Below are 14,431 nucleotides of genomic sequence, written 5' to 3'. Positions count from 1 at the left end.
GGAACCCCTCTCATGATGTTGAATATTTCTCGATTCTCTCGCCTTTCGGTCTGGTTGTGCGGCTGGCTGGCCGCGGGGGCGCTCCATGCCGCGTCCGATCCCGTGCTGGTCACGGTTCAGCCCGAACGCCGTTTCCAGACCATCGAGGGATTCGGCACCTCCATCACGGGTTGGATCGCCCGCCATCATGATTACTTTCGTGATCCCGCGTTCGCCGACTATGCCGTCAATGAGCTCGGACTGAGCATCTTTCGCCTGCAGCTCAAGGGCGATGTGATGCCCGAGGCAGTGGCCGATTGGCGGGAGATTTCCCACGAGAATTTCAATTGGACGCACGCCGATGGACGCGGCGGGGTGAACGTTGGCTGGGCCCGCTTGATCACCGCGGCCAATCCGGAGGTCCGGGTCATCGGGGCGGTCTGGAGTCCCCCGGGGTGGATGAAAGTGAGCGGCAAGGTCGACGGCACCGCCGCCGGCTACCTGTTCGATCCCGATCGCGACTTCGATCATGACAACCGGCTGCGTGCCGATCGCTACGAACACTTTGCCAAATGGATCGTGGAGTATGCCCGTTACATGGAGGCGCAAGGCACTCCGTTCTACGCGCTCAGTCTGCAGAACGAGCTCGTGTTCACCGAGCCCTACGGCTCGACCATGTATGATCCCACTGAATACGCGCGATTGGTGCGGGTGACCGGCGAGATGTTTGCGCGGGAACGGGTGCGCCAGCCGTTGTTTTTCGGGCCGGAGGACATGACGCTCGCGACCTACGCCGACGAGGACCGGCATCGTCCCTATGTGGATGCGTTGATGGCCCCGGCGGTGGCCCCCTATTTCGATGCGTTTGCCACTCACGGCTACAGCGATGGCGTGAATGCCGATACCCGCCTCAACATGGTCGCCTACGAGCGCTTGGTCGCGCATTTTGGTCGACCTTATTGGATTACCGAAGGTGCGTCGGGCGGTCACGAGTGGCCGGATGTGATGGAGGGCGGCCTCGCCTCGCGCCTGCACGTCGCTCTCGCCCGGGCCAACGTGAGCCTGTTCACCGGCTGGCAACTTACAGGAGACGGTCGGCATCCCACGCACGCGTTCATGCTTGATCGACAGCCGACCAAGAAGACCTACGCGGCAATGCAGTTTTGGCGGCATATTCGCCCGGGAGCCACCCGGGTGGGCATGGTCGATCCGTCCGCTGATGATTTGTTGGTCAGTTCCTACGTCCACGATCGGCGGGGCGAATTGGTGAGCATTCTGATCAATACCGGCGAAGCGCCACGCGAGGTGCTGTTGAATTGGGGCCGGTCCGCGCATCCCACCACTTGGCAGGCTTGGCAAACCACGGCGCAGTTGGATCACGCGCTGGTCGACGTCGAACCCGTGCAACAAATGGTGCGCCTGCAACTTCCGGCCCGTTCCATCACGACCGCAGTGGCCGACTGGGATCCGGAGTGGGTCGAGCCGCGCCGCAAGCCCCGGTGGAATCGTGAAATCAAACAAATCGTAGAACGCGAGGCGGCCCATCCCGTGCCGGAGAATGGCATCCTCTTCGTCGGCAGTTCCAGTATCCGCCTGTGGGAATCATTGGCGCAGGATTTTCCGAACCATCCGGTCTACAATCGAGGTTTCGGGGGGTCTCAGGTCTCGGACCTCATTGGGTTTTTCGACGAAGTGATCGCGGCCGGCAATCCGCGTCAGATCATCATCTACTCGGGCACCAACGACGTGAATGCCGGTGAATCGCCGGAAAGCGTGATGGCCGATTTCGACGCGTTGTGCGGCATGATCAGGGCGGCCTTGCCCGACACCCAGATCGCACTCATCGGTGCCGCGCCCAATCCCCATCGCTGGCCGGTCCAGGCCGACTACGTGCGCTTCAACGCCATGGCCCGGCACTATTGCGAACGCGAGGGACACACCTACGTCGACGTGTGGACGCCCATGCTCGGCGAAGACGGGCTGCCCTCCCGTGATCTCTACCGCGATGATCAGCTCCACATGAATGCCGCCGGCTACGCCATCTGGCGCGAGATCATGGCCCCGCTGTTAAAATGATTCCCCGAACTTCATGGCTCGGACTGCTGGGTGTTGCCATCGCTGGCATCGCCGCTCCGCCCAACGTCGTTTTTATTTCCATCGACGACCTCAACACCGATATCGGTTGCTACGGCTCACCGCAGGTGAAGACGCCTCACATCGACCGACTCGCCGCCATGGGCGTGCGCTTCGATCGCGCTTATTGTCAGCAACCCCTTTGCGGACCGAGCCGCGCCAGCGTCATGAGTGGTCTGCGGCCGACGACCACCGGTTTCGTGCGGCTCAAGGATGACCTGCGAGAGAAGGTTCCCGACGTGGTGACGCTGGGACAGTTTTATCGGCAGCGGGATTACTACGTCGGTCGGGTGGGCAAGATATTTCACTATGGCAACCCGTCGGACATCGGCACCGACGGACACGATGACGCCGCGAGTTGGATGGAACGCTTCAACCCCGCCGGCATCGATCGCACGCAGGAGGAAAACATCATTCGCTATCCGGGCGGCAGCACCGGCCGCAAGAACGGCCTCGGTATTTCCATGGCGTGGTGGGACCCCGTCAGCGCCGATGAGGAACACACTGACGGCATGGTCGCGAAACAGGCGGTCGCAATGATCGATGCCCACCAAAACGAACCGTTCTTCGTCGCCGCGGGATTTTTCAATCCGCACTGTCCCTACGTCGCGCCGCAGCGGTATTTCGACCTGTATCCGCTGGAGGAAATCACCATGCCGGATTGGGAGACGGCCCGCCGCGATTTGGACGACGTTCCCGCGATGGCGGTGCAGCGCGACACCCCGCATTGGCCGTATTATTTGGATGGCGTCACGTGGGAGGAGGCCCGCAAGTGCAAGCAAGCCTACTACGCGTGTATTTCGTTTGTGGATGCACAGGTCGGCAAGATCCTCGACGCGTTGGAGGGGCGCGACCTGATGGATAATACGATCATCGTGCTGTGGTCGGATCACGGGTATTTTCTCGGCGAGAAGGGCCTCTGGTATAAGCGCAAAAACTTCGAACGGTCGGTGCGCGCTCCGCTCATTATCGCGGGGGCGGGCATCGACCAACGCGGTGCCGTAGTGACGCAACCGGTGGAGTTGCTCGACCTCTATCCAACGCTGGCCGATTACACCGGCCACGGCGTGCCGGACGGGCTCGACGGGCTCAGCCTGCGACCGTTGTTGGAAACCCCGACCGCGAGTTGGGACAAACCCGCCGTGACGATCGTGTTTCATGGTCCCGAGGCGCAGGGCTTTTCGCTGCGCGATCGCCGTTGGCGTTACACGGAGTGGATGGCCGGCGCAGCGGGACTCGAACTTTACGACCACGCCAACGATCCCGACGAGATCACCAACCTGGCGTCCGATCCCGCCTACGCGTCTGTCATCGCCGAACTCTCCGTCCGCCTCAAACCCTATGCGATTCTGCAACCTTAACCGCGGACTGCTCCGGGGCTACCTGCTGCTAATGTCCGTTTCACTCATGGCCGCCCCCGCATTGCCCCGACTCCAGGTCAGCGACAATGGTCGCTATTTGACGACCGCCGCGGGTGATTCCTTTTTCTGGCTCGGGGACACGGCGTGGGAACTCTTTCACCGTCTCGATCGCGCTGAAATCGCCGACTACCTCGACGACCGGGCGGGCAAGCGTTTCAATGTCGTGCAAGCCGTGCTACTCGCCGAAGCGGACGGTCTCACCGTGGCGAACCGGGAAGGGGAGTTGCCGTTCCACGACCTCGATCCCACCCGGCCCAACGAGGCGTATTTCGCGCTGGTCGATCATGTCGTGCGGGAGGCGTCGGCGCGTGGCATCTATCTCGCGTTGCTGCCCACGTGGGGCGCGCATGTGGAGGATCGGAAACACCCGCTGTTCGACAATATGCATGTGTTCACGGTGGAAAACGCCCGCGTCTACGGTCGGTTTTTGGGCGAACGTTACGGCCCGGCGGGTAACATTATTTGGGTGTTGGGCGGCGATCGCGTGCCTACCGACTACGAGGAAACCTGGGAGGCGATGGTGGCGGGCCTGAACGAGGGCGATCCGGCCGGTTTGATGACCTATCACGTCAACGGGGGGCGCACGTCGGCCACCTACTGGCACGATGCGGCGTGGTTGGATTTTAATATGATCCAGTCGGGTCATGCGCGTTACAATCAGCGCAATTGGGAGATGGTGGCGCGAGATCACGCTCGGAGTCCGATCAAGCCCACGCTCGACGGCGAACCGAACTACGAAGGCCTGCCAGTCGCCTTCACGGAAGCGAACCCGCCGTTCACCGATTACGATGTGCGCAAGGCCGCCTACTGGTCGGTGTTTGCCGGATCTTTCGGCCACACCTACGGGCACAATTCCATTTGGCAAATGCATCGCCCCGGCGAGACGAAGCCGATCCTGGGGGCCGCCCTCTCATGGCGCGAGGCCATGGCCGCGCCCGGCTCCGGTCAATTGCAGCACCTGCGCGCTTTAATGGAATCGCGCCCTTTTCTCACCCGCCTGCCCGATCAGAGCCTGATCGACGACGTCGGCATCGACAGTGATCACTTGCAGGCCACCCGCGACGGGACGCCGGGCAAAAATGATGCCACCTGGATCATGGTCTATCATCCCATTATGCGTAACCTCACGGTGAATACGGCAGTCATGGCCGGCGACCGTTTGCGCTGCTGGTGGTTTGATCCACGCACCGGGGAATCCTGGCTGGCCGGAGAGATGGATAACCCCGGCTCGATGAAGCGCCCGTGGGAGTGGCGCATCCAGGCCGGGCAGGGCAGCCCCGACTGGGTGTTTGTGATCGATGATGCGGCGGCCGGTTACGGTCCTCCCGGCCAACACCCGTGATGGGATCTCACCTCATTCTCCGGGCCGTCGGATTCGTGGGCGGACTTTGCGGTCTGGCGATCTTCGCGATCTCCGCTCCGCCGCCCAACGTCATAGTATTCGTGGCCGATGATCTTGGGTGGGACGACTCCGGCCCCTACGGCAATCCCAGCGTGAAAACGCCGACCATGGATCGGCTCGCCGCCGACGGACTCGTCTTTGATCGCGCACTGCTGACCACCAGCTCCTGCAGTCCCAGCCGTTGCTCGATCCTCACCGGTCGATACCCCCACAACACCGGTGCGCCCGAGCTGCACCAGCCGCTCCCGGCCGATCAGGTGCTCGTATCCACTTTTCTACGCCACGCCGGTTACTACACCGCCGCCGTCGGCAAATGGCATCTGGGCGAAGCCGCTAAAGTCCAGTTTGATCGCGTCTGGGAAAAATCGGGTCCGAGCGGCGCCGAGAACTGGGTCGAGGCGTTGCAGGATCGTCCGCGCGATCGCCCGTTCTTTTTCTGGCTCGCGTCCTACGACCCCCATCGGGGCTACGAGCCCAACACGATACCGCAGCCTCACCGCCCCGCAGCCGTGATCGTCCCGCCATATCTGCCGGACACGCCGGAAGTCCGCGCCGACCTCGCGCTCTACTACGATGAGATCAGTCGGTTCGATCACTACGTGGGCCTCGCCTGCGCGGAACTCGAAGCTCAGGGCGTGTTGGACAACACGTTCATCATCGTCATCTCGGACAACGGGCGACCGTTTCCTCGCGCCAAAACCCGGTTGCTCGATTCCGGGATTCGCACGCCGTTCATCGTGTGCTGGCCCGCCGGGTTGAGACGCGTCGGCGCCCGCACGTCTCAGCTCGTGAGTGTGATTGATATCGCTCCGACCTTGGTCGATCTCGCGGGACTGGCTCCGGAAAGTTCCTTTCAAGGCACCAGTTTCGCCGCGACGCTCCACGACGCCTCGGCCCACGTGCGGGACTACGCTTTCGCCGAGCACAACTGGCACGATTACCAGGCTCGCGAACGCTCCGTGAGTGACTCGCGCTACACCTACATTCGCAACAGTCGACCGGACCTTCCCGCCACGCCGCCCGCCGATGCCGTCGGCAGCCCGACGTTTCGCGCGATGCAACGTCTGGAGCGCGCCGGCGAGCTGTCGCCCGCCATGCGCGATGCGTTTATCGCCCCGCGCGCCACGGAGGAACTTTACGACAACCTCGCCGATCCGCACTCGCTTCACGACCTCATTGCCGACCCCGCTCACGCGGCCGCGCTCCACCGAGTGCGCGCCGCGCTGGATCAGTGGATCCGCGATACCGACGACCAATTTTACGACGACATCACGCCGGACCACTGGCATCGCGAACACGGCACGCGCCTCAACCCCGGACGGCGTCCGGCCGGATACTGAATCGAGGCCGTGAGCGGGGCTGTTCCCGCGCCATCTCTTTCACCACCTGCAACCGCAGTAATTTACCGATTAGACTGACCATGATTTCCCTGCGACTGCCTCGAAACTGTTTCCTACTGATGGCGCTGGTCGCCTTCGTTCCCCGCGTGCTCCCGGCTGAATCCGGACCCAGTGTTTTTGAGCACTTCATCACGCGCGACGGAGACCGGCTGATGCAGGGCGCGGCCGAGTTTCGTTTTGGCGGCGTCAATATGCCGGGCATGACCGTGCCCTATGACTACACCTTGCGCATCCCCGAGCGATTGATTCTGCCCACGGCGTGGGAACAGGAGGACGGGTTCAAAACGCTTAATCAAATGGGCGCGCGCGTGCTCCGGCTGTGGAACCTGCCGATGCGCGGACCGAAGGACGAGTGGATGGACTGGGCGTATGTGCAAGGCCCGGGCAAGTTCAACGAGGAGGCGTTTAAGACGATCGATCGGTTGCTGGCCTTGGCCAATCGCTACGGTGTTCGTGTCATCTTCCCTTTCACGGCGGAGGCCGGCGACTACCTCGGCGGTATCGGCACCTATGCCGATTGGCGCGGGAAGGAACGTCAGGCGTTCTTCACCGACCCGCAATTGAAGGCCGATTATCAAGCGACGATCGCCTACGTCATCAATCGTCGCAACACCGTGACCGGCCAGTTCTACCGCGACGACAAAGCCATTCTGGCATGGGAGTTCGGCAACGAACTGCGACGCGCCCCGCTCGCGTGGGAGGCTGAGATGGCGACGTTTATCAAGTCGATCGATCCGAACCACTTGGTCATGGCGGGCAACGACAGCCGTATTCCCGAGCATCCTCCCGAGGATTTGGATATCGTCACCCGGCACTACTACGGCGGTGATTGGGTCAAGCAATGTCGCGGGGATCGCGCGCGCTCGAAAGGCCAGCGCCCCTTCATCATCGGCGAATACGGCGGCACGAGCGATGACGTGGCGACGCGCCTCTTCTACGAGGAAGCGTTGGCAAACGGCACCGCCGGCCACTTGAACTGGAGCATGACGCAGCACCACCGCTTTGGCGGGTATTACTGGCACCAGATCTTCACCCGCGACAATTTGTCTTCATTCCACTGGGCGGGTAACGCCAGCGGTTCCGCCTACAACGAAAAGAAGATGCTCTGGACGCTGCGCGACTACGCCTTTCGCATGGCAGGCGCGGAACCCCCTGCCGTGCTCGTGCCCGATGCGCCGCAGTGGTTGCCGGTCGAAGACTTGCCGCTGTTTTCCTGGCGCGGCGCAGCGGGAGCCACCGGCTACGACATCGCCCGCGCGGAGTCGGCCACGGGTCCGTGGGTCACCGTTGCAACGGATGTCTCCGACGCGAATGTCGCGTATCGTCCGCTGTGGCATGATCGCACTGCCGTGCCGCAACGGGACTATTATTATCGCATCTCAGCGCGAAACACCGCCGGCGTCTCCCGGCCTTCGACTGCAATGGGTCCTGTGTGTTTTCGCACCCAAGTCGTGGTGGACGAATTCGCCGATTTGGAAACCTGTCGCGCTCACTCCGACGGTCTGGAACTGCGCAATGACCACAACGGACTTTACGGCGAATACCTCTACCGCGCCAAAGGAGAGGCCGGCGCAGAGATCGAGTATGAGTTCCCGGGTGATGCGACCGCGGTGCGTATCTGGGCGTTTCACGATGGTGATATCTTGGAGCCGCATTTGAGTGTCGCCGCGCCGCAGGGTGAGTTCGCTCCGATCGCTCTCCGCATCGGGAAGGCCGAGCGACTACGTGTGATGGCCAAGGTGAAGCAATTGGCCAGAGAAACCCGTATTTTGCTGCGCTACGAAGCGACCCTTACTCCAGTGAGCGGTGAAACAGGACCGCGCCGCATTCGGCTCAAATGGGCGGGGCCGATGGAACTCGACCGCATCGAAATCGAACACCGAGTCGCGGGACAAACGGAACTTCGCTCGGGCACCCATTGATTCGGATGGTAACCACCAGCAGCCCCGCTCGGCCGACTTCGGGTCGTCGCATTGAGGATGGTGGACCTATGGGTGAAGTCACCGTCGCTGGTCGCAGGCTGGAGTAACGCAGGGCAGGGCAGAGCGTTCGCACGCGACTGCTGCTGTTTGATCGCCTCGCCCAATTCCGAGCTCGCGCTATCGCGTGTAACTCGCTGTCGTCACGACACCTGCTCCGCTGGTCTGGCCACCGCCGCGAGTGACTACCCTCTCCTTCAGATTTCATTGCCTGCGGAATGATTCCATCTTTGGCCACCTTACTTGCGGCTGAACCCGCGCCATCCCTCCGAAACGAATCGGACGGAATTGCTAGCAATTCTCCCGAACCAACGACGGCGCGCCCCCACGCGATCACCAAGCCGGTCGTGACGGGTCAACCCGTGACGGGCTGTCGCGTAAGGCCCGATCCCTTTTCTGCATCCGACCAACTCGCGCCAGGCGCCAAGGAACAACTGCTCCTCCGCCTGCGCCTCGCCGAGGCGCAGGAACCCGCCACCGACGAACCCCAAGCCCCAAGGCCTGACCCCATTTTCTTTCCATACGTGTTTTCCGTCCGCAGGGCATAGTGGCGCACCCGGAGTGCCGTGCTCAGGGCGTTCTGCCAGTTTTGCCGGGAAACCGAAACCGCTGGTCCCGTCGATCCGGCTGCAGGTGAAACGCCTGAGGTCGACGCTGCCCCCGTCGCACCATCCATGGTCGAGGCGTCGTGATCCACCGGCGGCTTGATGCGAAAACGCGGTATCCACGCCCCAGCATCGGACCTTTCCCAATGCCAGTTTTCGATGCCGCGAATAAACACCGTCAGCGCCTGTTTGGTTTGATCCACCCGATACGCAGTCCCTTCGCCAAACTGTTCAACTGACAAAGCATCGAAAAAATCGCGGGCGAGCACTCGCGCCTCGACCTGATCACCACGATTGCGACAGTATCGCAGAAAGCTTTCCAAATGAAACGACCACCACCCCAGTTGTTTCGCAGTCAAATGAACTGCCTGTGCCTCGACCAATCGGCGAACCCAAGGACTCGCCTCAGGCTCCCGACGCTCCCCTTTGGGCCTCCCATCACCATTCTTTGGATGCGCCATAATGGCGCGAAGAAAACAAAAAATCCTAGCCAATGTCCAATTTATTGTGCTTTTGCCCCCATTAGGTCACAATTTATTGTGACTATATAACGTTCGATAACAAATTATGAGAAAGCTACGTATCCTCGCAGAAAAAACTGGTTCGGTTCCAGCCGTCACAAACTTACTCAATTCGATTAACGATCTGTATATTGGTTTGTATGTTCTAGAAAGAGTTGTCGGTAAGGCGAAAAACGCTCCAGAGGAACTCGCCCCAGAGGAACGATTGCTACGGTCAATTTTCGGCGAGAAAGCCAGTAATAACTTTGACTTCAAGAAATCGGTTGCAGAAGCCCTTGAAGAGGCTGCGCCTCTTGAATTAACCGCAGCTTCATTTTCATCTCCAGGGTTCTGGGAGTTTTTAGGAAGTTTAAATCCACTGCAGCAAATCAGAGAATGGATTAAAGACAGCCACGAAAGGAGGAAAGATAAAAAATATAGAGAAGGACAGGAAGAAAGAGAAAATAATCTGAAAATTGAAGAGCTTCAGATAAAAAACCTTCGAGACAAGATCGCTATTCTTAGGGAGGTAGGTGTCCCTGAAGAAGAAATTCGCACAGGTGTTCGGGAATTAATCGGATACCCATTGAAAGCTTTGCGAGAATCTGAAGACCATGGATTGATCGAGTCTGCTGAAATCATGGACGAAGAGAGAAAATCAGCGCTCACGGAAACTTCATTGGACTAAACACCAATGATCGAACAAGACAGTGGTGGCAACGCCGCTATCGCGCCGCGCCACACTGATCGGGCCTGAGAAAAATGGACACGGGAATCTCTTAGAAAGAGAAACCCAAAGTGAAACGAAACCGACACAGCGCCGAGTTTAAGCGCGAAGCCGCCAGGCTGATGATCATGGACGGGCTGAGTGCCCCGGAGGTCTCCCGGAAGTTGGATGTGAACCCGAGTCTGCTATACCGCTGGAAACGCGAGCAACTGGCCGAGATGGATGCGGCGAGTCCGCCGCACGCGAAGTCGAGCCCGACCCAGCTGGCCGCCGAGGTCGACCAGCTGCGCAAGCAACTGGCGAAAGAAAAGCGGATCAATGAGATCCTAAAAAAAACGGTGAGCTACTTCGCCAAGGACGAGTGAGCCGCTTCGTGTTCATGCGAAAACATCAGCACAGGTATGACGTGGCCGAGATGGGCGAAGCGCTCGGCGTCTCGCGCAGCGGATACTACCGCTGGATCGAGGCCAGACCCTCGGTCCGCCGAGAGCAGGACGAAGCGATCAAGCCAGTGATCGAGCAAGTCGTGCGTCGGGCTTGCGGCCCCTACGGTTACCGGCCGGTCCACCAACATCTGCGTGAGCAGGGCGTGGACTGTGGCCGTGATCGCACCCTGCGCCTGATGCACGAGTTGGAGTTGGTCGGCCGCTCCCATGCCCGGTTCAAGCCGATGGGCACCGACAGCGAGCATCTGTTTGGCTACCATCCCAACTTACTCAAGCAGTTGGGGAAACCGGAGCATCGCGATCAGATCTGGGTGGCCGACACCACCTATCTGCGCACGGACGAGAGCTGGTGTTATCTGGCGACGGTGATGGATCTATGCACCCGACGCATCGTCGGCTGGAGCGTCTCCGATCGCAACGACACCGCCCTGGTCTGCACCGCGTTGGAAAACGCCGTGCAAACCCGCGGCAAAGTCCGCGCCGGCATCGTGCATCACAGCGACCGGGGCAGCACCTACGCCGCGGATCGCTACCAACGCCTGCTGGCCAAGCTGAAAATGCACCCGAGCATGAGCGCCAAGGGCAACTGCTACGACAATGCCGCGATGGAGTCCTTCTTTGGTCGCTACAAAACTGCCGCCGTGCGCGACCACGTCTTTGCCAACGAAGCCCAAGTCCGCGCCAACGTCTTCAATTACATCGAAGTCTTCTACAACCGATACCGCAAACACGCCTCTCTGGGCTACCTGAGCCCGATGCAGGCGGAGGCAAAAATTTTGCCCCCCATGGGGGGCAATGCACAACCCGATTGCCTAACCCGCAACTAAACCCATAACCCACCAAATAAGAGACGACCGTGTCTCACCATCTCAGGCCCGATCACACTTTGGCGTTAGGTGAAAACACTAATTCCAGTTTTAGCACTTTCGCTTGTCGGAACTGGTTGCGCGCCTGAAGCGCCGTTCCACTCCGAGTATCGTGATCACATCGCGAATGCGGAGACCCCAGACGAAAAGCAGTATTGGGAGTTTGCGTATCGCCTGAAGGGGGTCGTTGAAGAGGAAGAGGTCGAGAAGCTGGTCGTAGTTTCGGACGGGATAGACCAATTCGAAGCGTGGGTGATGGCGCGGCTCTACCTTTCCGAAACGCAGGGCGTGTGCAGTGACATTGCGCTTCCCGTGAAGGAAGGACGTGATTGGATGATTCCGACTTGGGTAGGCCGTGGAGGACACGAGAGCACACCGATTTATGTCGATTCGATTTCTGGCCAGGTGCGCTGTGAGGGTTTCCCTTCCATCGACGACCCCACCGCTTACATGCAGGCACTTTACGATGAACAGAACAGGACCTAACAAATCGATCTTCCTTAGGTAGTATCAAGTGATAAAACTCGTTATTTAGCAGGAACCCTGGCGGGGACCAGCGGTGGAGGGCGAAGCCATCCACCGCCCGTTTCATGGGAGTGGTTTGTGGGGTTGGGGGATCCCGGGCACCCGCGATGATCTTCATCCGATGTGAAGTGGACCCCATCGGTTGGACAGGCCGGGCGGATTTTTAGTTATGGTTTCTGGGTTTGCTGACCAAGGATAAAAGTAAATGGAGGGGTGCAGGGGAGGAAGCTCAGCTTCCTCCCCGCTCTGATTGCCGCCGTCAGGCGGCTGCGACGGAGGGAGTGTTAGCGTGGTAGACTTCGGCTGGGGTTTGGCTTCCGTGAGCGGAGTGCGGGGGTCGGTCGTTGTAGAACCGGAAGTAGGCATCGAGGTGCGCGTGGGCCTCGACCATCGTCTCGTAGCGGCGCAGGTAGACCTCTTCGTATTTCACGCTGCGCCATAGACGCTCGATGAAGACGTTGTCCAGGCAGCGGCCCTTGCCGTCCATCGACAGGCGCACGCCGGCCGCCAGCAGCGGATGGGTAAACTCTGCGCTGGTAAACTGGCAGCCTTGGTCGGTGTTGAAGATCTCCGGCGTGCCGTAGCTCGCCATCGCCCGCGCCACCGTCCGCACACAAAACGACGCGTCCAGCGTGTTCGACAGTTCCCACGCGAGCACCATCCGGCTGTGCCAGTCGATCACCGCGCACAGGTAAACGAACCCACCTCTCACTGGGATGTAGGTGATGTCGGTCGCCCACACCCGGTTGGATCGTTCGACCGTCATGCCGCGCAGCAGATACGGATAGATCGGATGGGCGGCGGCCTTCTTTGACAGGCTCGGCCGGCGGTAAATCGCCGTCAGTCCCATCAATCGCATCAGCCGTCGCACGCGCTTGCGGTTCACCTCATACCCCTCGCGTTGCAGCCACCGGGTCATCTGACGGCTGCCGAAGAAAGGGAACGCGAGGTAGGTCTCGTCGATCACACGCATCAGCGCCAGATCCGCTTCCGGCGGTGGCTTCGGGTGGTGGTAAAAAGTCGAGCGAGGCAGCTCCATCAGCTTGCACTGTCGGGCCACGCTCAACTTTGGATGTTCGGTCTCGATCATGCGGCGGCGCTCCTCAGTCCCCAAGCGGGCCAACTTTTTTTTTGAGCCAATCGAGCTCCATCTTCAGTTGGCCAATCTCCGCGTAGAGATCCTTCTCCTTGCGATCGCGTTCAATCTCATCCCGCACCCGCACCGAGGGCTTCGCGAAGACTTCCGGCAGCTTCTGCGTTACCTCCTTCTTCCACTGGCTCACTTGCACGGGATGCACTTCGTAGCGCTGCGCGATCACATGGATCGGCTCGATTCCTTTGAGGGCTTCCAGCCCCACCTTCGCCTTGAACTCGGCACTGAATGAACGTCGTTTTTTCGACATGTTGGACTCCTTTTGAATTTAATCTTCCCGCATGTCCAATTTTCGGGGTCCACCTCAGCCTGCTTCGGGCGCACAACGATCTCCACGGCGAGCAAGGTCTCGACCACCCGTCGGCGTCGCCACGCGGCCGGGTGCTCCCAGCCGAAGTGGCGCACGCGGTGGACTCCGGTCGGCAAGACGTGCTGCAAGTATCGCCGCATGAACTCAGCCGCATCCAACGTGCATTCCTTGTGCTCACCACTCGCACTGTCGCGGTAGCCAAAGCGAACCGTCTTCGCATCCATGGTTCGGATACGTTCATCGCTGATGGCGGTGCGCTGCACGTAGCGAGCGAGGTATTTGATCGCCGCTTCGCCCGAGCCGACGTGCTGGATGTCGACCACCCACGGTTGCCGCCAGCACGAGTCGGGCACTTGCGCGTGCCTTCCAGGCAACGCAACGCGTAGCGCCGCCGCCATGCCTTGGCGGAAGCGCGCCGCGACCGGCGCAGACGGCACGAGCCACTCGGGTTTGCGGGTATGGCGCCATGCGGTTCCATCTTCAGCCAAACCACCGCCCGGCACGATGAAGTGCACGTGCGGATGCAACTGCATTTGGCGTCCCCACGTGTGCAACACGCCGGTCATGCCGAGATCGGCTCCGAGGTGTTTGGGCAACGATGCGATCGTTTGCAGCGCGCGGGCCGACTCGCCAAAGAGCAGGTCGATCATCACCTTCGGCTCCGCCGCGAAGATCGCGCGCAGCGGTGCGGGCAGTGTGAAGGTCACCATAAAATATGGCACCGGCAGCAAGCGGTCCCGCTGGCGCTGCGTCCATGCCGCCGTGCGGGCCCCGCCGCACCGCGGACACGAGCGGTGATGGCAGCTATGGTAGGCGAAGTCGTGCTTTGTGCAGTGGGCACAGCGATACACGCGGCCGCCCATCTCGGGCGTCCGACACCGCGCGATCGCCGCCAACGCCCGGCGCTGCGCCGGGCTGATGGCATGCGTGCACGCGTAGCCCGGGGCTTGCGCCCCGAGCCACTCGGCCAAGGCCGACACGGATT

General features: G+C 60.7%; 11 protein-coding genes. 9 read left to right on the top strand and 2 right to left on the bottom strand.

The window, feature by feature from the left end; genetic code table 11:
* The first annotated feature begins 12 nt into the window (after window positions 1–12).
* The 9 genes from PXH66_RS12500 to PXH66_RS12460 all read left to right on the top strand — a co-directional run bounded on the left by PXH66_RS12500 (window position 13) and on the right by PXH66_RS12460 (window position 11,944).
* Window positions 13–2,055 carry a GDSL-type esterase/lipase family protein gene (locus PXH66_RS12500; RefSeq protein ID WP_330928817.1) on the top strand — a complete coding sequence of 681 codons (2,043 nt, stop codon included), beginning with the start codon at window positions 13–15 and terminating at the stop codon, window positions 2,053–2,055.
* Window positions 2,052–3,473: a sulfatase gene (locus PXH66_RS12495; RefSeq protein ID WP_330928818.1), complete on the top strand. Its 1,422-nt coding sequence runs from the start codon at window positions 2,052–2,054 to the stop codon at window positions 3,471–3,473. Before PXH66_RS12500 ends, PXH66_RS12495 begins: the two co-directional genes overlap by 4 nt.
* A gap of 46 nt (window positions 3,474–3,519) precedes the next feature.
* Window positions 3,520–4,875: a glycoside hydrolase family 140 protein gene (locus PXH66_RS12490; RefSeq protein ID WP_330932025.1), complete on the top strand. Its 1,356-nt coding sequence runs from the start codon at window positions 3,520–3,522 to the stop codon at window positions 4,873–4,875.
* The gene (locus PXH66_RS12485) at window positions 4,875–6,275 is read left to right on the top strand and encodes a sulfatase family protein (protein WP_330928821.1); all 1,401 of its coding nucleotides are present in this window, start codon (window positions 4,875–4,877) and stop codon (window positions 6,273–6,275) included. Before PXH66_RS12490 ends, PXH66_RS12485 begins: the two co-directional genes overlap by 1 nt.
* Before the next feature lie 80 nt (window positions 6,276–6,355).
* Window positions 6,356–8,257: a cellulase family glycosylhydrolase gene (locus PXH66_RS12480; RefSeq protein WP_330928820.1), complete on the top strand. Its 1,902-nt coding sequence runs from the start codon at window positions 6,356–6,358 to the stop codon at window positions 8,255–8,257.
* 1,229 nt (window positions 8,258–9,486) lie between these two features.
* Complete coding sequence (locus PXH66_RS12475; RefSeq protein ID WP_330932024.1) at window positions 9,487–10,107, top strand: hypothetical protein; 621 nt, start codon at window positions 9,487–9,489, stop codon at window positions 10,105–10,107.
* 110 nt (window positions 10,108–10,217) lie between these two features.
* Window positions 10,218–10,511 (top strand): transposase, encoded by a 294-nt coding sequence (locus PXH66_RS12470; RefSeq protein ID WP_330932023.1) that lies wholly within the window; start codon window positions 10,218–10,220, stop codon window positions 10,509–10,511.
* A 14-nt stretch (window positions 10,512–10,525) separates the two neighbouring features.
* Entirely contained in the window at window positions 10,526–11,419 is an 894-nt protein-coding gene (locus PXH66_RS12465; protein WP_330932022.1) for an IS3 family transposase, read from the top strand.
* Between the two features lie 69 nt (window positions 11,420–11,488).
* Window positions 11,489–11,944, top strand: a complete 456-nt coding sequence (locus PXH66_RS12460) for a hypothetical protein (protein WP_330932021.1) — start codon at window positions 11,489–11,491, stop codon at window positions 11,942–11,944.
* Window positions 11,945–12,242: 298 nt separating this feature from the next.
* Here the strand turns inward: PXH66_RS12460 and PXH66_RS12455 are convergent.
* Together PXH66_RS12455 and PXH66_RS12450 are read right to left on the bottom strand one after the other, a co-directional pair.
* A protein-coding gene (locus tag PXH66_RS12455) for an IS3 family transposase (protein WP_330932020.1) occupies window positions 12,243–13,386 on the bottom strand; the annotation gives its coding sequence in 2 pieces (ribosomal slippage) (window positions 12,243–13,103 and window positions 13,105–13,386; 1,143 coding nt in all).
* Window positions 13,299–14,426, bottom strand: a complete 1,128-nt coding sequence (locus PXH66_RS12450; protein ID WP_330932019.1) for an IS91 family transposase — start codon at window positions 14,424–14,426, stop codon at window positions 13,299–13,301. Before PXH66_RS12450 ends, PXH66_RS12455 begins: the two co-directional genes overlap by 88 nt.
* Between the last annotated feature and the right edge of the window lie 5 nt (window positions 14,427–14,431).

The sequence above is a fragment of the Synoicihabitans lomoniglobus genome (genome assembly GCF_029023725.1).
Taxonomy (GTDB): domain Bacteria; phylum Verrucomicrobiota; class Verrucomicrobiia; order Opitutales; family Opitutaceae; genus Actomonas; species Actomonas lomonigloba.
The sequence above is the reverse complement of the archived record's forward strand: the minus strand, read 5'-3'. Positions and strand labels throughout refer to the sequence as shown.

What these genes read in the sequence shown, in the direction of transcription:
- PXH66_RS12500 (WP_330928817.1), top strand. Translation starts at nt 13, where the DNA reads ATGATGTTGAATATTTCTCGATTCTCTCGCCTTTCGGTCTGGTTGTGC.
- PXH66_RS12485 (WP_330928821.1), top strand. Translation starts at nt 4,875, where the DNA reads ATGGGATCTCACCTCATTCTCCGGGCCGTCGGATTCGTGGGCGGACTT.
- PXH66_RS12495 (WP_330928818.1), top strand. Translation starts at nt 2,052, where the DNA reads ATGATTCCCCGAACTTCATGGCTCGGACTGCTGGGTGTTGCCATCGCT.
- PXH66_RS12490 (WP_330932025.1), top strand. Translation starts at nt 3,520, where the DNA reads ATGGCCGCCCCCGCATTGCCCCGACTCCAGGTCAGCGACAATGGTCGC.
- PXH66_RS12465 (WP_330932022.1), top strand. Translation starts at nt 10,526, where the DNA reads ATGCGAAAACATCAGCACAGGTATGACGTGGCCGAGATGGGCGAAGCG.
- PXH66_RS12475 (WP_330932024.1), top strand. Translation starts at nt 9,487, where the DNA reads ATGAGAAAGCTACGTATCCTCGCAGAAAAAACTGGTTCGGTTCCAGCC.
- PXH66_RS12480 (WP_330928820.1), top strand. Translation starts at nt 6,356, where the DNA reads ATGATTTCCCTGCGACTGCCTCGAAACTGTTTCCTACTGATGGCGCTG.